The sequence below is a fragment of the Phytobacter massiliensis JC163 genome (assembly GCF_000321045.1).
GTDB lineage: Bacteria > Pseudomonadota > Gammaproteobacteria > Enterobacterales > Enterobacteriaceae > Phytobacter_A > Phytobacter_A massiliensis.
In genome coordinates, this window is sequence record NZ_HE578947.1 from 320,620 (window position 1) to 343,879 (window position 23,260).

At 51.0% G+C, this 23,260-nt stretch carries 25 protein-coding genes and 2 pseudogenes; 21 read left to right on the plus strand and 6 right to left on the minus strand.

The window, feature by feature from the left end; genetic code table 11:
* Positions 1-133: 133 nt before the first annotated feature.
* A protein-coding gene (locus ENTHG_RS15610) for an IS3 family transposase (RefSeq protein ID WP_106403288.1) occupies positions 134-1,296 on the minus strand; the annotation gives its coding sequence in 2 pieces (ribosomal slippage) (positions 134-1,038 and positions 1,038-1,296; 1,164 coding nt in all).
* A gap of 74 nt (positions 1,297-1,370) precedes the next feature.
* On the opposite strand from ENTHG_RS15610, the pseudogene ENTHG_RS15620 reads away from it, so the two are divergent.
* Positions 1,371-1,754: pseudogene (locus ENTHG_RS15620) on the plus strand (restriction endonuclease); the annotation flags it as partial.
* A 458-nt stretch (positions 1,755-2,212) separates the two neighbouring features.
* A pseudogene (locus ENTHG_RS26085) lies at positions 2,213-2,357 on the plus strand (cell surface composition regulator GlgS); the annotation flags it as partial.
* A gap of 179 nt (positions 2,358-2,536) precedes the next feature.
* Here the strand turns inward: ENTHG_RS26085 and ENTHG_RS15625 are convergent.
* The 5 genes from ENTHG_RS15625 to ENTHG_RS15645 all read right to left on the minus strand — a co-directional run bounded on the left by ENTHG_RS15625 (position 2,537) and on the right by ENTHG_RS15645 (position 6,363).
* On the minus strand, positions 2,537-3,640 hold the full coding sequence (locus tag ENTHG_RS15625) for a DUF8606 domain-containing protein (protein WP_044181583.1): 1,104 nt from the start codon (positions 3,638-3,640) through the stop codon (positions 2,537-2,539).
* A gap of 146 nt (positions 3,641-3,786) precedes the next feature.
* Positions 3,787-4,533: an SAM-dependent methyltransferase gene (locus ENTHG_RS15630; RefSeq protein ID WP_044181586.1), complete on the minus strand. Its 747-nt coding sequence runs from the start codon at positions 4,531-4,533 to the stop codon at positions 3,787-3,789.
* Positions 4,533-5,420 (minus strand): class I SAM-dependent methyltransferase, encoded by an 888-nt coding sequence (locus ENTHG_RS15635; protein WP_044181589.1) that lies wholly within the window; start codon positions 5,418-5,420, stop codon positions 4,533-4,535. Before ENTHG_RS15635 ends, ENTHG_RS15630 begins: the two co-directional genes overlap by 1 nt.
* A 10-nt stretch (positions 5,421-5,430) precedes the next feature.
* Positions 5,431-5,688: a YjhX family toxin gene (locus tag ENTHG_RS15640; protein ID WP_044181592.1), complete on the minus strand. Its 258-nt coding sequence runs from the start codon at positions 5,686-5,688 to the stop codon at positions 5,431-5,433.
* 282 nt (positions 5,689-5,970) lie between these two features.
* On the minus strand, positions 5,971-6,363 hold the full coding sequence (locus tag ENTHG_RS15645; RefSeq protein WP_044181595.1) for a VOC family protein: 393 nt from the start codon (positions 6,361-6,363) through the stop codon (positions 5,971-5,973).
* 668 nt (positions 6,364-7,031) lie between these two features.
* On the opposite strand from ENTHG_RS15645, the gene ENTHG_RS15650 reads away from it, so the two are divergent.
* The 19 genes from ENTHG_RS15650 to ENTHG_RS25710 all read left to right on the plus strand — a co-directional run.
* Positions 7,032-7,631 (plus strand): transcriptional regulator, encoded by a 600-nt coding sequence (locus ENTHG_RS15650; RefSeq protein ID WP_044181598.1) that lies wholly within the window; start codon positions 7,032-7,034, stop codon positions 7,629-7,631.
* A 134-nt stretch (positions 7,632-7,765) separates the two neighbouring features.
* Positions 7,766-7,996, plus strand: a complete 231-nt coding sequence (locus ENTHG_RS15655) for a Flp family type IVb pilin (protein ID WP_044181601.1) — start codon at positions 7,766-7,768, stop codon at positions 7,994-7,996.
* 83 nt (positions 7,997-8,079) lie between these two features.
* Positions 8,080-8,508 (plus strand): A24 family peptidase, encoded by a 429-nt coding sequence (locus ENTHG_RS15660; protein ID WP_044182509.1) that lies wholly within the window; start codon positions 8,080-8,082, stop codon positions 8,506-8,508.
* Positions 8,509-8,515: 7 nt separating this feature from the next.
* Positions 8,516-9,340 (plus strand): hypothetical protein, encoded by an 825-nt coding sequence (locus ENTHG_RS15665; protein WP_044181604.1) that lies wholly within the window; start codon positions 8,516-8,518, stop codon positions 9,338-9,340.
* Positions 9,341-9,384: 44 nt separating this feature from the next.
* Positions 9,385-10,704: a type II and III secretion system protein family protein gene (locus tag ENTHG_RS15670; RefSeq protein WP_275404611.1), complete on the plus strand. Its 1,320-nt coding sequence runs from the start codon at positions 9,385-9,387 to the stop codon at positions 10,702-10,704.
* Positions 10,701-11,177: a hypothetical protein gene (locus ENTHG_RS15675; protein WP_044181610.1), complete on the plus strand. Its 477-nt coding sequence runs from the start codon at positions 10,701-10,703 to the stop codon at positions 11,175-11,177. The genes ENTHG_RS15670 and ENTHG_RS15675 overlap by 4 nt, the downstream gene beginning before the upstream one ends.
* Before the next feature lie 11 nt (positions 11,178-11,188).
* Positions 11,189-12,295, plus strand: a complete 1,107-nt coding sequence (locus ENTHG_RS15680; protein WP_044181612.1) for a CpaE/TadZ family protein — start codon at positions 11,189-11,191, stop codon at positions 12,293-12,295.
* Complete coding sequence (locus ENTHG_RS15685) at positions 12,296-13,576, plus strand: TadA family conjugal transfer-associated ATPase (protein WP_044181614.1); 1,281 nt, start codon at positions 12,296-12,298, stop codon at positions 13,574-13,576.
* A 2-nt stretch (positions 13,577-13,578) separates the two neighbouring features.
* On the plus strand, positions 13,579-14,451 hold the full coding sequence (locus ENTHG_RS15690; RefSeq protein ID WP_044181617.1) for a type II secretion system F family protein: 873 nt from the start codon (positions 13,579-13,581) through the stop codon (positions 14,449-14,451).
* Positions 14,451-15,290 (plus strand): type II secretion system F family protein, encoded by an 840-nt coding sequence (locus tag ENTHG_RS15695; protein WP_044181620.1) that lies wholly within the window; start codon positions 14,451-14,453, stop codon positions 15,288-15,290. The genes ENTHG_RS15690 and ENTHG_RS15695 overlap by 1 nt, the downstream gene beginning before the upstream one ends.
* Positions 15,277-16,017: a tetratricopeptide repeat protein gene (locus tag ENTHG_RS15700; protein WP_044181623.1), complete on the plus strand. Its 741-nt coding sequence runs from the start codon at positions 15,277-15,279 to the stop codon at positions 16,015-16,017. The genes ENTHG_RS15695 and ENTHG_RS15700 overlap by 14 nt, the downstream gene beginning before the upstream one ends.
* On the plus strand, positions 16,014-16,505 hold the full coding sequence (locus tag ENTHG_RS15705; RefSeq protein ID WP_044181625.1) for a TadE/TadG family type IV pilus assembly protein: 492 nt from the start codon (positions 16,014-16,016) through the stop codon (positions 16,503-16,505). Before ENTHG_RS15700 ends, ENTHG_RS15705 begins: the two co-directional genes overlap by 4 nt.
* On the plus strand, positions 16,480-17,058 hold the full coding sequence (gene tadF, locus ENTHG_RS15710) for a tight adherence pilus pseudopilin TadF (RefSeq protein ID WP_081653638.1): 579 nt from the start codon (positions 16,480-16,482) through the stop codon (positions 17,056-17,058). The genes ENTHG_RS15705 and tadF overlap by 26 nt, the downstream gene beginning before the upstream one ends.
* Before the next feature lie 3 nt (positions 17,059-17,061).
* Positions 17,062-17,424: a hypothetical protein gene (locus ENTHG_RS15715; protein WP_052332725.1), complete on the plus strand. Its 363-nt coding sequence runs from the start codon at positions 17,062-17,064 to the stop codon at positions 17,422-17,424.
* A complete protein-coding gene (locus ENTHG_RS15720; protein WP_044181631.1) occupies positions 17,400-18,650 on the plus strand; it encodes a TadE/TadG family type IV pilus assembly protein in 1,251 nt (416 codons plus the stop codon). The genes ENTHG_RS15715 and ENTHG_RS15720 overlap by 25 nt, the downstream gene beginning before the upstream one ends.
* A 302-nt stretch (positions 18,651-18,952) precedes the next feature.
* A complete protein-coding gene (locus ENTHG_RS15725; protein WP_044181633.1) occupies positions 18,953-19,495 on the plus strand; it encodes a hypothetical protein in 543 nt (180 codons plus the stop codon).
* 41 nt (positions 19,496-19,536) lie between these two features.
* Entirely contained in the window at positions 19,537-20,052 is a 516-nt protein-coding gene (locus ENTHG_RS15730) for a hypothetical protein (RefSeq protein WP_044181637.1), read from the plus strand.
* Between the two features lie 17 nt (positions 20,053-20,069).
* On the plus strand, positions 20,070-22,613 hold the full coding sequence (locus tag ENTHG_RS15735) for a TcfC E-set like domain-containing protein (protein WP_044181640.1): 2,544 nt from the start codon (positions 20,070-20,072) through the stop codon (positions 22,611-22,613).
* The coding region (locus ENTHG_RS25710; protein WP_044181643.1) for a hypothetical protein at positions 22,600-23,260 on the plus strand (661 nt) is incomplete at its 3' end. The genes ENTHG_RS15735 and ENTHG_RS25710, both read left to right, overlap by 14 nt.

The window sequence follows — 23,260 nt, forward strand, 5'->3', positions numbered from 1 at the left end:
GGTTAACTGCCGAGACACTACCAGGTAATATCGCTTTAGGGATGCTACTTGGTGGTTACTTACTGCAGTATTTTGTAGCTATAGGACTACAATTGCTCAGCACTTAAGAAGGTTAGATAGTACCATGTAGTGGTCAACAAAAACTGGCCACGGCTTTAGAGTTTTTCCAGAACAATCGTTCTGATTCATTCGGCGTCAAGCCACCATTATATTGATGGGGTCTGAGCTGGCTGTAATATCCCGTGATGTAGTTCGTTATCGCTGCACTGGCCTCGCTAAAATTAGCGTATCCATTAACAGGCACCCATTCCGTTTTCAGGCTTCTGAAAAAACGTTCCATCGGGCTGTTATCCCAGCAATTTCCCCGGCGACTCAGGCTTTGCTTTATCTGATATCTCCACAGTAACTGTCTGAAATTTCTGCTGGTATAGTGGCTACCCTGATCCGAATGATACAGTAAATTATCGGGCTTTCCTCGCGCTTCCCAGGCCATGGACAGCGCTTTCGTTGTCAGTGCTGAATCCGGGAAAAATGACATCGCCCAGCCAACCGGTTTACGGGAAAACAGATCAAGCACAACGGCTAAATAAGCCCAGCGTTTACCCGTCCAGATATAAGTCACATCGCCACACCAGACCTGATTAGGCTCTGTTACTGCAAACTGGCGCTCAAGATAATTGGGGATCTCCACGTGTTCCCTGGACGCCTTCTTATATCGATGGCCAGGCTGCTGACAACTGATGAGATTAAGTTCTTTCATCAGCTTTGTTGCCCGCCAGCGACTCAGTTTTATGCCTTTGGTTGTGACCATCGCGGCAATATTACGTGCGCCTGCGGAACCATTACTTTCACGAACAAGACTGAGTAATGCCACGCGTGTGGCATCAGGCTTCTTTGGTTGCCGCCAGTATTTATAGCTGCTGCGATGAACTCCAAACACATTGCACACAACGGCAACGGGAAACCGCGCCCTGAGTTTCTCAACTAATGAGAACTGTTCAGGGAGTCTGACATCAAGAGCGCGGTAGCCTTTTTTAATATATCTCTTTCCATTTCAACACGTTGAAGCCTTTTCTTTAACTCGCGTATTTCAATCTGCTCAGGTGTCATGGGTGAAGCTATGGGTGATTTTCCCGCTCGTTCTTCTTTCAACTGGCGGACCCACTTATCCATCGTGGATTTGCCGACATTCATTGCAGTGGCAGCAGCGGCAACGGTGTAATGCTGGTCGAGTACCAGCTGGGCAGCTTCAAGGCGAAACTCAGGGCTAAAATTGCGTCTGTTACGTCCGGTCATAATGTCACCTGTTTTTGACTATGAGGCGATGATATCACCTCTATTCAGGTGGCCAAATTCATTAAACCACTACAGTTGCCGGAGTTTTACGCAGTATGGGCTATAAAACGCAGGTCTCGCCTGCGGGAGCCGATCGGGGTAAAGATATCATTGCTTCACCTGATGGATTCGGTTTTGAAAATCCACGTATTATCGTTGAGGTAAAACATCGCAGGGAGCAAATGGGAAGCCAACAGATCCGCAGCTTTATCGGCGGTCGCCATAAAGACGATCGCGGGCTTTATGTCAGTACAGGGGGTTTTACGAAAGATGCTCGATATGAAGCCGACCGTTCGACGATACCACTAACGCTCTGGACGCTTGATGATCTCGTCCGTGCGCTTATTGAGAACTATGAGCAAGTGGATATTGAGACCAAACTTTTGGTACCTCTGAAGAAAACGTTCCTGCCTGCCTGAATCTTGCTTTGATAGCCATATCGGTGTTCTACTGGTATGGCTTTATACCCACTCGTAGTGTCTATTTTTTGTACGGATTTTAACCTGTGGGTACAAGTGCGGGTATAACTATTTATTACTGTTTATAAACATCATTGATATCAGTCTATTAGGTAAGAAATTCGAGTCCGGCCTTCGCACCAATTGAAAACTATCTGATCCTTGCAAGCCAAAATCACCTACCACCCTTTTTAAAAAAACGACAGATGCGACCATTACAACAAAAGGCTTCGTAAACTTAACCACACATTCGCTTTACTTTCTTGTATTAATCTTCCTCCGGGGTGACAAACTCCATCTCCCCAACACACGCCTCCCACCAACGCACTTCCTACTCAAAAAATAATCTTTTCCAGTCTGATACCGAACCCAGAAAGCATATCACCTTGAACATTAATGATAACTGGAGGGATATGCTAATGAACCGACAGGATTTACACGTACAAAAAACCTTTGATTTTCTGGCGCGCAGTTTTGAAAGTAGACATTGACGCCGTCACCGGCAACATGAATGATGAACAGAAAGCATGGTTCCGGGAGCGATGCAGACACTACCGAAAGCAGGCTGAGCGGGCGAGTGTAATTGAACTGTGTTCATTCTCCTATACAGGCAGCCGGCCTGATGGCCCGTTGCCTGATTCAACAAAGAATATGGTCACTCAGGTCCGTATAAAGCAATGACAATATGTCTCATTGTCTGCTGTTAGCCGTAAAACTTACGCTAAATGTCCAATAATTCAGTTTTACTGCCCTCTATCCCAATCCCCAAAATAACGCTTCAGTTTATCCACCGTATATCGCCATTTCGCAGCCGTTGGCTTGCAGACCGTATTTTGATTACCGAAGAAACCCACCTCGTTTACCGCTTCGTGTTCGGCACGGGTTTCCAGCCATTTTACCGGGACGAAATACTCTGACTTCTCCGGATCGTCTGCATTCTGGCGATACAGATCGCCGTGCTTAAGTACGTCCATCGCCAGCTTTTCACCGTCGTCCGTGTTGATCGTGAAGCTGTTGGCAGGTTCAACGGCGCTCTGAACAATCCCGACGCCGACGTATCCAGTGGCCGGGATTTTTACCCATACCCTGTCGCCAGGCTGCAGCAACTTTAAGGTCTGGCTGTACCAGCTTCCGCCTCCGGCACTGATAAACCCATAACGCCTTGCCTCTTCCCAGTTGCGGCTGCGCGGGTCGCCGAACGAGACATAAAACTCGCCGTTCCAGGGCTCCTTCGCACTGGCGCTTGTTCCGGCTGTAGCCTGTGCGGCATTGGTCTGCGTCTCGCTCGGGTCGAGAAGCCAGGCGCGGCTTAAGAACTGCTCTTCACCGTGCTGGAACACCTTAAAGAACAATACGTTTATTGAAATGCCATTCTTGCTCAGATAGTCCACAATCCGCTCGGTGGAGGGATCCAGTTCTGCCGCCACGATAATAATCTGATGCGACTGGTTGAGGGACTCCTCTTCCAGCTCGATATTAAAGCGTTGTCTGAATGCCTCGCCCAGGTTTCCGCCGTTGGAGAATTTTTCATAAATCTGAGACAGGCGATCGGCGGTTAAATCATCTACCCACGAGGCGTAGTCCAGCGCCTGCGCTACCACTTCACGCGGCGTACGGTCGCGTTTTAGTTCAATGAGGATCAGCGAAGCATCCGGCGCGATAGCCAGCAGATCGATCCGCCCTTTATCTAGCGTGTTTTCCTGATGACCGATGATCATCCACTGGTCAGAAAGGATAGTAGGATCATTTAAGATCATCTTCTCCAGCAGCTGCTCGCTGGACAATTTGCTGATGGCCAGCGGCTGAGGATTTTCCCCAACCCGCCAGATTGCATGGTGAACCGGCATCATCTGTTCCTTAGTTGCATGCTGTGTCTGTGAGCGCATCCGCCTGATGAGGATCGCCCCTATGAATGCCATCGAGTGTACCGCATTCGCCTGCCTAATACTCCTCAACGGAGGCACAGCCCTCCCTGCTATACCCCCGTCCCCATTCACCGCCCCATCAACACAAACACTCCCCAGCCAAAGTATTCCCGCGCGTAAGTGACATGGCGTTTGGGCGCAGCCGTCAGCTCCGCCCGCACCTCCTGCGCAAAGTCATCGTCGGGGTTCTCCTCCAGCCAGCGGCGCAAGGTCATCCATTTTGCGGCCTCATACCGGTCCCAGCCTTCCTGATCGGCTAAAACCATCTCCAACAGGTCATAGCCCCGGTCGTCAAAAGAGGCGACAAGGTCGGGGAGGGTGAGGAAATCTGCCACGGATGAGACGCCGCAGGCCTGGGCTATCTCCTCCGTTGCCGGAACCTGGCGCCAGTACGGTTCGCCGATGAGCATCATACCGCCGGGTTTAAGGCTTTTTGCCAGCAGAGCCATCGTTCCGGCGACGCCTCCCGCAATCCAGGTCGCGCCGACGCAGGCGGCTACATCGCATTTTTCTTCTGCCACGTATCCGGCGGCGTCGTTATGAATGAAATGAACCTGGTCGTTGACGCCAAGCTCCTCTGCCCGCCGCCTGGCCTGCGCGGTGAAGAGGGGGCTCATGTCGATGCCGGTGCCGGTAATGCCGTGGTCGCGCGCCCAGGTGCAAAGCATCTCCCCCGAACCGCTGCCGAGATCGAGAATATGGGCGCCCGGCTTCATGCGCAGCACGCGGCCCAGCGTGGCATACTTCTCCGGCGTGAACGGGTTATGAATACGGTGTTCGCTTTCACTAATAGTAAAAATGCGTGGGATATCCATTAGTTAATGTCTCCTTTTAATGACGTACTCAGTGGGCTTTTTGAGGAGAGTGATTTTTCAGCCAGCAGAACGAAAAGCTTGCCCTCAAACGTCTCGCTGACCGGCCATTCGCTACTGCCCGGCTGCGGCAGTAGGGTGAGGCCGGCATTGCTAAGCAGGCTGGCATACTCGTCATCATGCCAGGCGGTCATCTGGCTGCCGAAGCGGGTCGTGTGGCCGTTCTCTTCTATCGCCCAGAAGCGTGTTGAGCTGGTTTGGGTTGCTTCATCCCAACCGTTTTCCGTGAGCAGCAGGTGAGGCGTCGCAAGGAACAGCCCTTGCGGGCAGCGTTGCCAGCTTGCGGGGGCCATGCCCTGACGCCTGATTTCATCGAACGTATGCACTTCAATCAGCAGCCTTCCCCCAGGCGTCAGCCACTGCGCGCAGCGGTTAATAAGAGCCTGGGCATCGGTGGCACTGAAAACGTTCAGTTCGCCGAACGTCATCATGATGAAATCGAACGGCGTGGCCGGGCAGTAAGTGCGGACATCCTGCTGAATGTAATCAATGTGCAGGCCAGCGGTTGCAGCCTGCTGGCGGGCCCACTCAATAGAGGCAGGCGAGAAATCCACGCCCGTGCAGCGATATCCGCGCTCCGCCAGCAGGCGGGTATAAAAGCCCGGTCCACAGCCGAGATCCAGAATGCGTGCGTCTGCCGGTAACTGGTGGGCGATCCAGCCCACCTGCTGTTCAATCACGGTCAGCCTGCGGCTGGCCCAGTCGTGCTCCTGGGACAGATGGTTGTCCAGCATCCGCTGGCTGAAAGCGGGTTCGTTCCAGGGGATTTTGTCTTCATCCGGTAACAGTTGTATGCCGCCGGTGGCAAAAATAAGGGTGCGAATATCCATTATCTTCTCCTTAACGATTATCAGGCTGGGCGCGAACGTTATTCAGCCCGGTAGTATTGATGCGGTAGGGCTGACCGTTGACGGATTTGATCAGCTTTTTGGTTTTGAGTTTTTTGAAGACGGCGAGGGTGCAGTCGGTGAGCAGCAGCCCTTCGCGGCTGTAGCATTCAACGGCAGTCACGCGGCCAGAGGCATCGCGGACGTGCACGATACGGCCACCTTTAGCGAGAACGTGTAAGGTACGCTGTTCCTGACGGGATAAATTCATACTGGAAAACCTGTGTAATCATCATGTGCAAAACGTGCAAACACACTGCGGTGTCCGCATTCGATTTCGGCGCATTGATAATCAGTCCGGCCTGAGAAAGGTCGGGGGACTGATTATCAGATGATGACATTCTCCAGCATCAAAGCCTCGGGTTGAGTTGAAAGGTATTTACGAGGTGAATAATAACACCTGGTTTTTGTAAGTGAATAGCGAAGGGTGAAAAGTGTGATCCTGATGGGAGCCTGGAAGGCTCCCTCATTGACGTGGCGGGAAATGCCTGCCTCAGCTGCCGAAATCGTAATAGACAAACGCGAGCTTATTCCCGTCCGGATCGCGTACGTAAGCGCTATAAAATTCCTGTCCGTACTGCGGCCTGTGCCCCGGCGCGCCTTCATCCGTGCCGCCCAGGCTGAGCGCAAGGGCGTGCAACTGCTGGATGTGTTCAAACGAGCGGGCATTCAGCGCCACCATCGTGCCATTTCCTACACCGGCACGCTGCCTGTCAAAAGGCCTGCCAACACACAACCCGGTGGTATGGTTATCGCTGAACGTCCCCCAGGATGCGCCTTCTTCATTTCGACCCGCCTTTGGATGCCCAAGCAATTCCATCAACGGGTCGTAGAACCTGATGGCTCGCTGCAGATCGTTAGTACCCAGCATTACGTAAGAAAACATAAATACTCCTTACTCTCTATCAATACTCTCATTGAGTCAGGATGAGAGGCTCTTTTTTAGCATATGAACCATAAATAGAAAATTGAATTTACAGGCGCTGATGAGGGAAAGAAGAACGGTGTACCGACGGGGATATGCCGCCGTCCGTTATTATGACATGAATCATTAACAGTCGTGGTACACTGTTATTCTTCGTTCTGCGCATAAAAACTAATGAAAATAATAAAGGGTTGTAATCTGTCCATCGGGAGGGCGAGGGGGTAATATGGCTACAAATAAAAACGGAGCGAAATACTGCAGACCCTGTGGTTCCGGATAGTACCACCCCCTCTACAGCTATTTATGCCACCTCCGGGTGGCATTTTTTTTACGTGTGGTATCACTGTTGTCAATTGTGGATTATCAAACGACATCTTTAATCCTTATTTAAATTACGATTAATTTAGTGGAGTCAGAAGCTTTAAGTTATAACCTTCGGTTATGCAAGCTCTGCTCAGAGCGTGCATTTCCTGGGAATCTTAAATTATCTCATTAGTTATTTATGAGAAATAATGAGACTCTTGACGGGGTATGTGTATTAATGATACTTATTAAATGCAACAAATTATGTTTTACTAACTATTTTAGGATGGGTCCTAACGTTAATTACGAAGGAGGCGTTACAGCAAATGGACGAAAATTGCTATAATTATGATAGCGACTCAATAATTTTCATTCTGGATAACGGGGTGAAATTTTTCCCCGAAAGAAGATGTATCTCTGATGATTCTGGGGTAGTTATCAACCTTTCAGAAAACAGTTATCGTTTTTTGACGCTGCTGTTAAAGGGAGAGACCGACAAACAAAATATTATAAATCAGGTCTGGCATGAGCAGAGAGGTTCGGTAAGTGACAGCAGTTACTATGGGCAGATTTACTCATTAAGAAAGACGTTGGATTTGGTCGGAATTTCCAGTTCGGTGATTAAAACGTTACCAAGACGCGGCGTCAAATATATGGGGAAGGTTGAGATCGTCCAGGATCTCTCCGAGAGCACCCCGCCACAACCCCAGCCAGATGAACTAACAGAACAGCCGGATAATTATCCACCCCCCACATATCCAGTGGCCGTTATTCCTCAGGAAACCCCCCAAAGCGTCAGCCATAAAACGGCGGTGCCAGCGTGGATGAATTCCAGACACTGGAACATCTTGATTACTATTATGGCAGTGATGGCCGTGTGTTGGCTCTCTACCTTAGCCGTTGCCGTTTTCTTATTTATTTTATAGTAAATTAATTTGAAAAATAATACGAATATGTTCAGGACTCCTGAGACCCGAATCATTAGAGTAAGCGGTGTTTACTGGTGTGAACAAACAACCTTGCGTTAACAACGAAAACAATTACTACGGGAAAACTACTAATGAATAATTTTATTACTAAATGCTACGTTAAAGCCCAGCTGCGCCTTGAGCAATTCGCCCATGACCAAAAAGGTGTAACGGCGATCGAATACGCCCTGATTGGCGTAGCGATGGCGACGCTGTTAGCATATATTCTTGGCGATCAGAACTCTGGCTTCCTGGGTGCCCTGAAAGATACCTTTGATAAGATTGCTGAGGCAATTCAGAGCGTCACAATCTCTAAATCTTAAAATTTGTATACCCGTACTCATTGCTGCAAGGTTGCTTGCTGTAATGAGTACGGGCAAACCGGAGATTGCTTGTGGAATCGCTGATGGAATGGTTAGGCTGGACGATTTTTTTAATAATCGCCGGCCTGTTAGTATTTATATCCTGGCAAGATTCGCGGTTCAGAATCATTTCAAATAAGAGCCTGATGGTACTGTTGTGCCTGATCGTCGCTCTGCTGGCCGTAAAATGGCAATTTCCTCATCTTGTCGCGGCGCTGGCAGTCATTGCGGTTTTCTTCCCCCTGTTCGTCTGCAATATTATTGGCGGGGGCGATGTCAAGATGATTGCCGTATTGTCATTATCCCTCTCCTGGCTGCAGCTCGTTGACTTCCTTTTACTCACTGCATTTATCGATGGTGCTATTGGCATTATCGGTCTGATTTTTTTTCGCAAAACAACCAAAACACGTGGTATCCCTTATGGCGTGGCAATTTCCTGCGCTTACATTTTTATCTACACACCGCTGATCTGAGGCCGTTATGAATCACAGAACGCTTTTTTTTCTCTCAATTACTGTTATTGCTGTCGGGATAATCGGCATTTTTATCCAGCGTAACCAGGCTCCATCAACCACGCCGATGGTGAACGTAATCTCAACCGATAAGAAGATTATCACCATCGCTGAGGCTACCCGGGAACTGAGACCTTTCGACGTGCTGGAGGCTAAGGACTATATAATAAGGACTGTAGAGGCTCCTAAGGAAGGGAATGATGGTCGTGATTTATCTTCTTTATCCTCAATGAATCTCAATGGTTATTTGGTTCGTAACAATATCGCTAAGGGAAGTGCTATCATCCCTTCGCTAATTGAGTCGCCCACCAGTAAGACATTTGCCATGCACAGTCTACGAGGGAATGAGCTGCCGTATGGCTATATGGTGAAGCCCCGGGAGGAGTATCTTTTATCATCACTAAATGTTGGCGATAAGGTGTCTCTTTTTATCCGGGTGGCCGAAGTCGAAAAAGGGAAAAAAAGTGAAGTGAATTATGTTGAAGAGGGGCAACAAAACTCAAGTAAGGCGTTAAAGAAATATGCGCTCTCACCCGTGCTGGGGGGCTTGACTATTCTCGACGTGCAGCGGGAAAAGAAAGAAGAAAAAGGTTACACAACGGATCCTGATACACCGGTAGGGAAACTTGTTTTACGCATGAATCAGCAACAGCTTGCCGAACTCAGAGTCGTAGAAAAAGCCGGGGAAATTATTCTCTTTCCTGCCGAAGGTAGTCAGAGCAATAAGAAAATTGAAATGGATGAAGTATTGCCTCAGTTCCGGGCAATCAAAGAATTACGAGGTGGTAAGTGATACATCTTACAAGGATGTCGCAGCGTGCGTACAGAGTAGCTGTGATGGCATGCAGTGTTTTTCTATTATTTCTCACTACATCTTATGCACACGCGCGTGATGTGTATATGGAACCGGGTGACTCACAGGTTATTCAGGTTCAGGATAATATAGATACTGTTTTTATCTCGTCGCCGGAAGTGGCGGATTACGAGATTATTGGCGATCGCAGCGTCATGGTTTACGCCAAATCGCAGGGGCGCGCCGATCTTATTATCTTTGATAAAAACGGCGATGAGATAACAAAAAGTACCTTAGTGGTCGATGCCTTACTCAGTGAAATACAGAAAAAGATTTCACAAATCGCCCCGGACAGCGTCGTGAAAATTGACAAGCTGGGTAAAAGCTATGTCATTAGCGGCACGGTCGCCACGGAAGAGGGCCGCGACAGAATTTACCAGATTGTGGGTGAAGGCGTCGGCGCGCAGCGTGAAGTGTCGAAAAAAGAGGTCGCCACTACCGGAGACAACAACAATAGCGAAAGCGAAAGCAGCTGGCTTGATGAAGTACGTTACATCGGCGTGATTAATAAGCTGGAGATCCCAAGCACAAACCAGGTGAATGTGAAGCTGTCGGTTGTCGAGGTCACGAAAGAATTTACCGACAACGTCGGGATTGACTGGAGTTCGGCGGGCGCGACGCCCGGGACGTTTCGTTTTGTGAAGTTCGACGCGGATACGCTGACCAGCCTGGTGCACGCCATCAGCAATGATTCGGTCGCCCGCGTGCTGGCCGAGCCTAACCTGTCGGTACTCTCCGGCGAGACGGCCGAGTTCCTGGTCGGCGGAGAAGTTCCCCTCGTTACAACGTCGGCAAACAACGGTACTAACGTCCAGTACAAAGAGTTCGGCATCAAGCTCAATGTGGGCGCCAGGGTCAGCAACAGCAAACGTATCCGCATCACCCTCGGTGAAGAGGTCAGCAATATTGACAGCACCTACAGCACGAAAGGGGGCGATAGCTTCCCGGCGCTGCAAACGCGGCGAGCGCGCACAACGGTTGAGCTGGCGGATGGCGAAAGTTTTCTGCTCGGCGGGCTGATCAGCAACAACGAACGGGAAGCGCTGGCCCGCGTTCCTTTTATCGGCGACGTGCCCATCCTTGGCGCGCTCTTTCGCAACGCCTCCACGTCGCGCACCCGCAGCGAGCTGATGGTCGTCGCCACGGTGAACCTTGTAAAACCTATTGGCCAGAATCGCGTCGTATTACCCGATTTTCAGCGCACCTCAACCTGGGCGCGTTTCTTTAAACTTGACGGTATTTTGAACAGCCGCGATCGCAAAATGGCTGAGGAGTTTATTGAAAAGGGAGGGTTTATTAAATGAAAGGCCGAGTATGGATCCTGCTGACGATGTTATTGCTTACACCCTGCTCACAGGCTGAAACATGGGGATTACCCAAGGTCGATGAGAAACAGATGACGTTGAAAAACACCGGGCCGGTAGCGCTGGAAATCATGGTCAACCAGATTATTAACCAGGCTGGCGATAACTTCAGCGGCACCATTCGTCTGGTATGGGCTGACGACACCTTCTCCGAGACCGCCAGACTTTTGCGCTCAGCCTTAATTGGCAAAGGTATTGCGCCTGAGCGGGTGCTATTAACGCCGAAAAGCGGGGGCTACAAAAGCAACGCCGTGACGGGCATTGAGGTCTGGATCCGTCAAATCGTGATGCGCATGCCCGAGTGCGATTATGCCGCGCAAAACTACCGCTTCCGCGACAACGAAACGCAGGGCTGTGCGCTGAATAACGCCCGGAACTCGTCCATCATCAACCTGAATGACTATGTTTTCTGAGGAAAATGAATATGTTGTTATTTCCGCAGAAAGATGAGAAAGCAACCGGCACCGAGCAAATCTTCTACATCCTGTCAGAGCGTGAATCTGTCATCGGGAAGCTAGGGCAGATGCTGCGGCTGGCGGGGTTTACCCACGTAGAACCGATTTCAAAGTCGCTAAAAGGTATCAAGACGCTGCCGCTCGCGGCACAGGCCCGCGGCATTGTTATTGACGTTGGCAATAGCCTTGATCCCCAGGAGATGATTCTGGCGATCAAAACCCTGGTGCCCCGTGGCATCTGGTGCTGCGTGGTGGGTGATAAAGACGCTATCACCTTAGCGCAGGCCTATGCCCGCCATGGGCTCCATTACTTTTATATTGACGCAGAAGAAGACGAGTTTATTCAGGTCGTGGCCGCCGGCAACCCGATTAAAAAGAGCCGTCGCGCGGTCAATATTAGCGTACTGGGCTGCAAGGGCGGGGTGGGCAATACAACAATCGCCTATCATCTGGTGAATAAAATTATTCAGTTACGCCAGATGCCCACGCTCTTTATTCAGGGAAAATCCGGCTCGCACGATCTGGATTTGCTGTTTGATAAGCGGATGAACCAAGAGCTGATGCCTGTTAATAAGCATCTGGACCTGATGTGCCCTCAGGACGGCTCCCTGCCGCAGCTAAAATATGAGACCACGGAAAAATACAATTTCGTCATCTATGAGGAAACGGCGAACTCCGCGGATAAGGAGCAGCTGCGTCAGATTATTGAGCACTCCTCCTGTCTGATATTGACCCTCGACCGTTCCATGTCCTCCATTCGCGTCGCCAGGCAGATGATTGAAATTAATGAATCCATTAATCGTGCCCAGCGCGTGCCGCGCCGGTTGCTGGTTTGCGTCAGCGACAGCAGGCCGGTCAGCGGCGATATGCTTAGCGTAAAGGATGTGCAGTCGCTTATCGATCGCAAAATCGACGTGGTATTTCCCTGGCAAAAGAGCCAGCTTCGCGCCTCTTTGTTCCCTCTAAAGCAGAAAGTCACGCCGATAGATACGTTAACCCAACGCGTACTGGGCGCGCCTGAGAACACCCGCAGTTTCAAATTACGCTTTAAAACCGGGAGAACAGGAGAAATATAAATGAATATTGCTATTGAAACCCTGGAAAAACTGCGTGAAGGGGTGCTGAAGAATATTGAGATCAATAAGATTGAGCATCTCGTCAACGATCGTGGGCAATTGCTGCAGGAGATGAGCCGGCTGCTGGAAAGGGTCACGGAACAACAGGATATCTATCTCAATAGCCAGGGGCTGCACAGCGTTGCGGAAATGATGGTCGATGAGATCATGGGGTTTGGCCCGCTGCGTCCGCTGCTGGAAGATGAGACGGTGAGCGATATCCTGGTTAACGGTCCCGGGCAAATTTACGTAGAACGCCGGGGAAAACTCGAGCTAACCGACTGTCGTTTCATTAATAACGCGCAGTTGACCGATATCGCCAAGCGGCTTGTCCAGCGGGTGGGGCGGCGTCTCGACGCCGCGCAGCCGCTGGTGGATGCGCGACTGCCGGACGGCAGTCGACTCAATGTCGCCATGCAGCCCATTGCCCTGGACGGCACCTCTATCTCCATTCGTAAGTTTGGCAAAAGTAATATTGAACTGGCGGATCTGATCCGCTTTGACGCCATGAACGGACAGATGGCCAATTTCCTGATTATCGCCGCGCGTTGCCGGATGAACATTATCATCTCCGGGGGGACCGGCTCAGGGAAAACCACGCTGCTGAATGCCCTGTCTAAATACATTGGCTCTGATGAACGCATTATCACCATGGAGGATGCGGCGGAGCTGCGTCTGATGCAGCCGCACGTGCTGCGCATGGAGACGCGGCTGGCCGGGGTGGAAAATACCGGCGTTGTGACCATGCGCGCGCTGTTAATCAACTCCCTGAGGATGCGCCCCGACCGGATTATCGTCGGGGAGTGCCGCGGCGAAGAGAGCTTTGAAATGCTGCAGGCAATGAACACCGGTCATGATGGCTCTATGTCTACCCTGCATGCCAACAGCCCGCGCGATGCCATATCGCGTCTTGAGAATATGGTCATGATGGCCGGCATGAATATTCCCATTGAATCAATCCGTCGCAATATCGTCTCCGCGATAAACCTGATTATTCAGGTCTCAAGGCTTAACGATGGCTCGAGAAAAATCATGAACATTAGTGAAGTGATGGGGATTGAGGGCGATCGGGTGATTTTGCAGGATATTTTCTCATTTAAAAGCAACAACGAGCGCGATACCAACGGCAGGATCACCGGCGAATTTATTAACCACGGCATGCTGGTGCGCTCGGCGGTGATGAAAAATGCCGTCATGTTTAATTTAGAGTCAGAGCTAAAACAAATATTCAATATGGAGTGAAAATGTCTTATTGGATAGTGATCGTCGGCGTGGCGATTTTGCTTATTAACCTGTATCGCTGGAAAAAAATTAAGCTAACGATAAGTCAGGAACCGATAACGCACCGGACATATCCCCCTGTCGCCGGGTTGTTATCACTGTGGGACGAGTGGCGGCGGCATGCGCTGGGCGATGGCAGCGTCAAAGGGGCAAAGGGGCTCATTATGGCTGGCGTGGTGTTTGCCGTACTGCTTTTTCTGAACCTCAACTGGCTGGAGATAGCGTGGAGCGTCTTTATTCCGGCAGTGCTTTTGGGGCTCTTTTTCGCCCAGCTCCGCATTGGCCGCACGCTGCTGCGCAGGGATTTTGAGAACCGCTTTCCGGAGATCCTGTCGGTGGTGAACGCGGCGGTGTCCGCCGGTAACAGTATTCACCAGGCGCTGCATCGCTGCGGCGAAAACGTTGACGGGAGCCTGGGCGGCACGTTTCAACGCATCGATCGTCGGCTCAATTTGGGCGAGGAGCCGGAGCGGGTATTTAAGGACGCCTGGCAAGAGTACCCTTATCGCGAATTTTACTTCTTCGCGATCGTGATGCTGGTGAGTCTGGAACGCGGCGGGCAGCTACGGGTACTTATCGGCCGTTTATCGCGCATCATCATCAACAGTAAAAATATGGCCAGACGTAAAGCCGCAATGACCTCGGAAGCGCGCACGTCGGCCAAGATCGTCGCGGCGATCCCTTTAATGTTCTTCTGCGGCATGAAATATTTCAGCCCGGAGAACTTTAACTTTATTGTCCACGATCCAACCGGGCAGCTTGTGCTTTATTACGTAATCGCAAGCGAAACCATTGGCATGATTATTATCTGGATCCTGCTGAAAAAGGCGACGTAATGGAATTTTTCTTCTGGGGTATTTTCTCCCTTGGCATCGGCATGTGCCTCTTTTTTCTCCACAGTAATTTTTACTGGAGCAAAAAACGAAAGATCATCAGCGCTAACGAGAGCGGATTGCAAAACAGCGCCGTCGGTATTTTCGACTATAAAACGGTGATCATCGAAAATAATAATGTATTGCGCCTGCTGCAAAAAATTGAAACCAGCCTTGATCTAAAGATCCGCATCTGGCTGGGATGCGGCGGCGTGCTGCTGCTCTGCCGGTTTTTGGGCTTTATCACCATGGAGATGAAAGGGCTGGCGATGTGCATGCTGCTTGTCCTGGTGGTCGTCATTGTTCTGCCCGCCATCATGATAAAACCGATGATTACCACGCGCGTTAAGCTGATGATGGATGCGTTGCCCTATTTCATCGATTTAATCGCCGTTTGCGTCCAGTCCGGTATGACGGTGGAGAGCGCAATTAAATTTATTGCGCAACACGCCGATGAGTTGGATAACAACCTCGCCACGCTGATGAAATATCTTATTCGGCGCGCCGAGATGAGCGGCCTTGAAGAGGGCCTGCTTGAATTGTACCGCTCGATGGATATGACCGAGATGCGTATGTTCTGTTCCACGCTGCAGCAGAGCGTGCATTACGGCACATCGCTTTATGAAAATCTTATGGAACTCTCAAAAGATATCAGGGAATTACAGTTACTCGATTCCGAAGAGAAAATCGGCAAGCTCTCTGCCAAAATGAGCGTTCCGTTAATTCTGTTTATTATGTTTCCCATTACCATATTAATTGCTGCGCCAGGTATTTTAAGGATATTAAAAAATGCGTTGTTCTAAAAAAATCGTGTTGCTGGCATTCTGTTCTGTCGTGCTGGCAGGGTGTGCGAACCGACCGGCAAAGACGGAAGCCGAAGTCAATTATCAGGAAGATATTTTACTCAAGGCCAAAAATTATAATGGGCTGATTACGATGTACCGTAGCTGGCTTAAGAACAATGATACTGCGGATTCGAGAATCAAACTCTCACGCTATTACTACCTGGCGGGCGACTATAAATCTTCGCTTTATTATCTGCAGCCGCTGAATATGAAAAACGATGTTCGGGTCTCTATCCTGCAGGCGCAAAACATGATTGCGCTGGGTGATTACGGCCCGGCGATCAGGGTCACCGACAAGATGCTGCAGCAGGATGGGAATAATGCCGAAGCCTGGAATTTACGCGGCGTCGCGCTTGCGCTGTCCGGTAAAGCGGCAGAAGGCCAGCAGGCGATTGATAAGTCGCGCCAGCTGTTTATCGCCGATGACGTCGCCATCAATAATCTGGCGATGATCGCGATGCTGGATTATCGCTATCAGGATGCCGTCGGGCTGCTGCTGCCGCAGTATTTGCGCGGCAAGAAGCAGTCGCAAATCTTACACAATCTGGTGCTGTCGCTGGTGAAGGTTGGCGACCGTCGCTACGCAAAAAATATTATCGAAAGCGAAAACCTGTCGAATAAACCGGATGAGCTGATTGACGCGCTGGCGGCGATTTCGCCACGGGCGAAGGGGGGGCATAAATGAAGCGTGCAGCACGGCAGCTGGGTAACGACCAGCGGGGTGTAGCGACGGTCGAATTTTCCATCACCGTGATCGTCTTTATCATTATGGTGCTGTTCGTCGCAGAAATCGCGCGGCTGGCCTATGTCTCGTCGGTGCTCGACCTGGCGGTTTCCGAAGCGGCCAAAGAGGCGAAAAATGCGCCATCTGACCTGGACGGCGGTTATCAAAGCCGCTTTCAGCGTCGGCTAACCGATCAGGGTGGCGCGCTGTGGGGCTTTCTAACGCGGGCCGACGCGGTGAAGGTCACCATCTCCTACGCCGAAACAATCAAAGAGATGATCGACAGCGGCGGCGGCGGCCGCGCTTCACAACGGCCCCTGGCGCGGTATCAGCTGGCCTATCAGTACCATCCGATGTTTTTCCCTTTCCCCGGCTTCTGGGCTAACAACTTACTGACTCGCGAGGTGATTTTTGTTCAGGAATATGAGCGTTCTCGCTTTATGTACTAACCGGCGCGGCTCCGTCGCCGTTGAGTTTGCGGTGATCTCGGTGCTGCTGATTGTCTTTATGTTCTTCCTGACCGACCTTGTGGTCCGCAATGCGACCACGGGGCGGCTGGATCGCGTTGCCTATTCCGTCGCCGGAATAGTGCGAGAACGTGTCCAGCTGTATGACGCGCGGGAAAAACTGAATCAGGGCGATGTCGATCAGATAGCTAAGCTCGCCGCCCGCATGCTGACGGACATGGATCTTGACGCTGACCTTTCTAAACTGCAGCTGGTCGTTGAAGAGCTGCACTTTGAAGATATCACCAGCATCGGGTCGACCCGAAAAGACATTGACCTCTATCGCCGCTGGCAGAGCGGATCGGCGGGTGGCTGTACGCCGCCGCAGGCGCTGAACCAGCTGACGCAGCTGGCGCCGAAGGGGAGCTATGGGCGCTGGGTGCCGCTCTACCAGGTGACGATTTGCCTGCCAACCACCAGCTGGTACACCTGGCTGACGACCTCTTCAACGGAAAACCCGCAGCTGTCGTCATTTGCCATCGTGATGGCGAGGTAGAGCATGAAGCGAATGCTGTGTGCCCTCTTGTTTTGCCCGTGGGCGGTGATGGCGCAGCCGAAAGCGGTGGTGTTTATTGATTCCGCCGAGGCCTCGCAGTCCCGGCTGGCCGAAGCGATCAATGAGATGCTGTTTTATAGCCCAACGCTGCGTTCGCTGCTGGAGGTCGAAATTTTTGACATCAACAGCGAGGGGCCCGGATTCTCCGGCGGGTTGAATTACGTCCGGGATCGAGGGGGAAATCGGGTCTCGCAATACCGCCCGCCGGTTTTACCTTTTCTTATTTGCCTCGATGGACGAGAAGAAAAGCTGAGGATGCAACTGGAAGAGAAGGAGCAACTATGTCTGTGCGCGCAAGGATGTTAACGCTGCTAAAGCGTTTCTCCGCGGATGAACGTGGGGTTTATGCAATAAGTTTTGTGATGCTTGCCGGTTTTTTACTGGGGATGGCATCGCTGGGGCTGGACGGAGCGCGCTTCGTCAGCGAGCGCGCCAGGCTGTCTGACGCCATGGAACAGGCCGCGCTGGCGCTGACCGCGGAAGACAATGGCGAAGGGGCCGCGCGAAATTATTCACTGGCGAAAGACTACTTTCGCGCCTATATGCGCCGCGAGATCGACGTCTTCACCCCAAAGGTGGTGGTCAAGCGCGGCGGTTCGGCGACTAACGCTAATATGAGTTACGTAGAGTACCGGGTCAGCGGTCAAACCTTACAGGAGTCCTGGTTCTCTTCCTCGCTGTTTCCTGGCTTCGATAAGGAAGTCATCGTGGGTGACAACGGGGCGGCGCGGAAATATCGTTCCAACATGGACGTTATTTTTGTTACCGACTTTTCCGGCTCAATGAATGACCCCTTCGACGGCAGTACAAAACTTGATGAGCTAAAAAGGATTGTTTTGCAGCTTTCCGGGGAGCTGTTTTCCTACAATATAAACAATAAGGTAGGTTTTATTCCTTTCAGCTGGGGAGGGAAAGAAGGGGGGTACTGTGATTTCCCGTTTGTGGCGAATGGCCCTTATCCTAATGACACTCTCAATATGGACAATGTGCAAGATCTGGAAGCGATTGTGAATGTACCTGCGACAATTGCGGCTATTCCTCGCAGGGTGAACGATATCCGCATTCCCCTGGATCATGTAGACGACGTGCAAACGTGCCTGATAGCCAGTTACTCCTGGAAAGTCCCTTTGACCTCTTCGATGTCTGCGGTCAGTCAAATTAAGAATATGACGGCGAAGGGGGGAACATTGGTGAGTTCCGGCGTACTGCTCGGCGTTCCTTATCTGGCCGCGGGTACCGCTTCGCGTAAGGTGATGGTGATCGTTTCCGACGGAACTGACAACCCGGATCGTATTAAGCTGACACCGCGTCTTCTCAACGCCGGGATGTGCGATAAGATTCGTCGGGTCATTTCAACGGATGAATCGGTGGGTAAGATTGCTTTTATCGGTATCAAGTATGCGCCTACCGTGGACTGGAAGCAGTGTGTTGGGGAAAAGAACTTTTATCTGCCGCAGAATATTAAAGAACTTGAGGATGATTTACGCCGCGCGGTCTTTGAAGAGGTTGGGCATAATATTCTTAAAGACTAAGTCACCGCTGAGATATCACCACGTTTTTTAATGTCTTTTTACCGTCTTTTGCCCGGCAATGCATCGCTGCACCCGGGCATTTTAAATTTCTTATTTTATAATCGCGCCCCGATGGGTGAAATTTTTTGAGATTAACTAAGGGAACGTTTCAGGTATTACCTTAAATTTTCCTTTAGCCTTGTTTGCGTAATATGTGATGTTGAATCCGTTATTACACGATTGTTATTGCACGTTTGTTTTTAAACAAGGAAACACAAATATCTTTATTTGTGTTCTATTTTTAGTATCCAAGGATTTATTTTATGAAAACTAAAGTTGCATTGTCAGTTCTGGCTGGCCTGGTTATGTCTGCTTCCGCACTGGCGGCTACTCCTCAGAGCTACGACACCCGTTTTAACGTCAGCGCTAACGTACCTGACAGCGCGATGATCGTTGATCCGAGCGGCAAGCCGGTAACCGACGTTGACGTTGTGCTGGTTCCGGCTGCTTCCGGCTATATGGAAGCACAGACCGACACGCTGAAGCTGTGGAATAACGATGTTACCAAACTGGACGTTTCTCTGGTGATGGATGACAGCCAGTCTGCAACAGGCGATGCTTTCACCCTGTACAGCACTCAGGGCGGTACCCTGAACTCCATGACTTACAAAATCAGCACCATCACCTCTGCGGGTTCTCAGCAGTTCGCTAAATCTGGCGACTCTAAAGACTACGCTCTGACCGCAAACGGTACCCACGGCGAAATGCCGGTCGTCTTCAAATTTGTCTCTGACAAAGCCTATGACGCACTGGGCCAGGGTAACTACACCGGCGTTGTTTACGCAAACGTAGTTGCAAATCCGTAATTACTGATAAGGGGTAGCCTTCGGGCTACCCCATATTGCTTATGATAAACAGAAACCTTTTTACCTGTATCTGCTTCACGCTCTGTTTGTGGAGCCCACTTAGCTACGGTATTCCAAATTCACAGCTTTCAGTTGATATTTCCGCTGAATCGGTGGCAAGGGTTACACTTTATTATAGGGGGATTCCGGTCTCCTCTGATGGGCTCGATTTCCCATTAGTCGTCAACGGAATATCACAAAAAATTGAGCAAACCTCATCGAACTTCTTTTTGGTGGGCAATGTCGATCGGGCCGATCTTGTCTTTGAAGACAGCGAATTCGTTTTGCCTCAGGTCTATGGCGGTAATACCAAAATGCCGCTTATCGGCAGCTTTATTTTCCAGGGCGCGGTAACAGATTCGCGCCAGACGCTACAGGTGCCGGTACTGGACGATATCTCACAGGCCCGGGCGGTGAATGGTTTAAAAATTAAATTTGCCACGGAGTTTACTGCCGGACATTACACCAAAGGCAGATATGGCAACGTCTTCACGCTTATTGTGACGCCGGTGATTTGATATCAGGGACTGGAATAATGAAAAATAACAAGAAAATCTGGGTGTTGTTATCTGGCGTTGCGCTGATCGCTGGTGGACACCCTTCACTGGCGGCAAATATTCCTTTGCCGAAGGGATTCGAGGATATTTTTGAAGCCAGGCAGAATGGCATTTTCAACATTATTTATATTGACCAGTCTATTGGCTCTGTGGCGGTGGAGTACGACAACAAGGACATTCTGTTTGTCTCGCCGGCTCTGATTACCGAGCAGGTGATGGCGCCGGGGATGCCGAAACTGTCGCTCACGCAGCAGGCGCTTTTGCAAAAACTGTCGCAGCCGCTGCGTCGTAATGACGGCCAGGGCTTCGCGGGCGATGACATTATTGTCAACGTGATCGAGTCTGACAGTACCATCCGGCTGATTTTCCCCGAGTCGATGTATGACGCCAATGAGAAAACGAACGAGCGGGCTTTTATTACTCAGCGTAATCAGTCAGGGTTCGTGCATTACCATAACCTGAATTATCTTTCCGACAGCTGGGGCGATAGCCTGAGCGTCACCTCCACCGAGACGATGAGCCTGACGGGCAACAGTTATATCAAGGGGGGGTGGAGCTACGCAAAAGAGATCGATTTTAGCCTCGACGAACTGGCGCTTTATCTGGAAAAAGATACCACACGCTTTAAATTGGGGCGTCAGCGCCTGAGCGATAACCTGATTAGCAGTACGCCATCCGCCTCTTACAGCTTCTTTAATTCCGTCAGTTTTGATGGCGTCTCGCTGGGCTACATGACGGATCACTATCGTAGTAGCGTCGACGGTGCCGCATCGCCGGTCTCGCTCTATTTGCCGCAGGCGGGCACCGTCGAGATCTATCGCAATGGCCGGATGATTGACATTCAGCAGTTCCCGGCGGGCATGCAGACTCTTAACACCGCAAGCTGGCCCAGCGGCGGCTATGACGTGCTGCTGGTTTCCAAACTGGCAAACGGCAGCCAGGAAGAGAAGATCGTCCCCTTTTTCAAGCGTAGCGGCCAGTTTCGCGCGGGGGATATTGAGTACAGCATTCAATTGGGTCGCTACGATCGTCTCCAGGGAGAGATGTCGTCCCGTAGCTGTAGCCAGTGCGTCGACGAGCGAAACTACGGCGATAATAATTTTGCCGAACTCGCTTTTGGCTATACCACCGAATCGGCGCTGTCGCTTGGCAGCGGCGCGATGACGGATAACGGCGCGCTGTACGCGACGGCGAGTATGGACATTCCCTTTAACAGCTGGCTGCTTGAGCGGCTGCACGTCGATGGCCTTATCGGCAATGACGACAGCATGGGCTATCAGCTGGGGGTCAATAAAAACTACGAGCGCCTGGGCTTCAACCTGAACTACCGCGATAACCGCTATCGCGGCGATGAAGACGGCTTTCGCCAGTACGGGATTGTGCCCTCTTATGATTATTCAACGCTCCAGTTTAGCGCCAATACCTATCTACCGTGGAATGTCGGTCTGGGGGTGACGTATGGCATCAATACCCTCTACCAGGATTATGGCCGTAATAATAAAAATGAATCTGAAAGCTGGGATATCACGCTGAACCGCGATTTTACGCTCAGCGATAGTCTCAATTTGCGGGTTGACCTTGGCTATCACCATGGCCTGAATACTTACGACTATCACTCTTCAAGCCAAAGCAGCAACGAAGACCGTTTCTATGCCCAGTTCTCATTAGGCATGCGTGAGCGCAGCTATAACCATTATCAGTCTTTATATCTGCGCTCGCGCATTAACGACGGCAGCAGCGACGACAATATTTATAGCGCCGACTATTCGCTCACCGTGGATAACCCGGAATTCGACCGCGGCGGCAAATATCTGGTTAACGCCAGCCTCAACCACGGCCCGAACGACTCGAAAAACGGCAGCATGGGCGTGGTGATGGATAACGCGACCGGTTACACCTCCGCGGGGATCACCCAGTCGCTGGATGACTCCGAGTACCGCCAGCACTACCTCTCGCAGCGCGGCGGCTTTGCTATCGGCGATGGCGATTTCTCCTGGGGCAAAGTCGACAACACGGCGGCAATGATTATTGATGCCACGGACCTGCCGGAAGACCAGTACTTTGAAGCGCGGAACCAGAATATGGAGCCGGTCGTGGTGAAAGGGGGCAAGAAAACCACCTTAACCGTCACGCCGTACCAGAGAGTGGAACCGCAGATAGAGCAGGTTTTCACCGGCAAAACGGATGCGTTTTACGAGCTGAGCACCTCCGTGTCTAACGGATGGGCAACGCCGGGGCAGGTTTATACCGTAAAAGTCGCCGCGACCAAAAACCAGACGGTGACCGGGCGGCTTTATCTGGACGGCGCGCCGCTGGCCAATGCCAGGGTAGTCGGCGGCAACGCCATGTCTGACGATGAAGGGCTATTTGTCGGGGATTTCTCGCTTAAAACCAACGAGCGTTTGACGATGTTGACGGTAAAAAAAGAGGGGAATGCATACGTTTGTCCGTTACTGGAAGAGAACGTCAAACTGACCCAGGGAATAATGCAAATACGTGAGGTTAATTGTGAAGCTCAGTAAATGGAGAGTGCTGTCGCTCTGTGCGGTGGGATTATTTTCAACCTGCAAGACATACGCAATCGAAGTTTTTCCGGTGGTAAAAGAAATCCGCGAAAACACGCCGCGTGAAAATTATATTACCGTGAAATCGATGTATCGAAAGGATGCTGCGTCGGAAGAAACAGATTCTCGCAAGCAAATTTATGAGTTTGTCACGCTGGAACTTTATCACGTCCCGAATCCGGGCGATCAAAAAGAGGAAAGAATTAAAGAATTAGGGGCAAGCGATCCGACGCTGGTTTTTTCGCCGACAAAATTAGTGATTCCCTATGGCGAAGAGCGAAAGGTGCGAATTATGCCGCTTAAGCCCGTTGATAAGGAGCAGGTCTACCGGCTACGCGTGCGGCCAAGTTATCCGGAGCAGGAGCTGGAGAAAGGCAAGGTGCGTTTTGCCGTGGGTTACGACGTGCTGCTGCGTTATCTGCCCTCGGAGAAACATACCCAGGGAATTGCGCTGAGCTGTCAAAACAACCAGTGGACGCTGAAGGCGACCGGCAATGTGCGCAGTGAGTTACGCAATCTGGTGGTGGACGGGCGTCCTGCGCTCCAGCGGTTCAACGTCTATCCGACAAACACCCGCACCCTGACGGTCAACAAGCGGCTCTCCT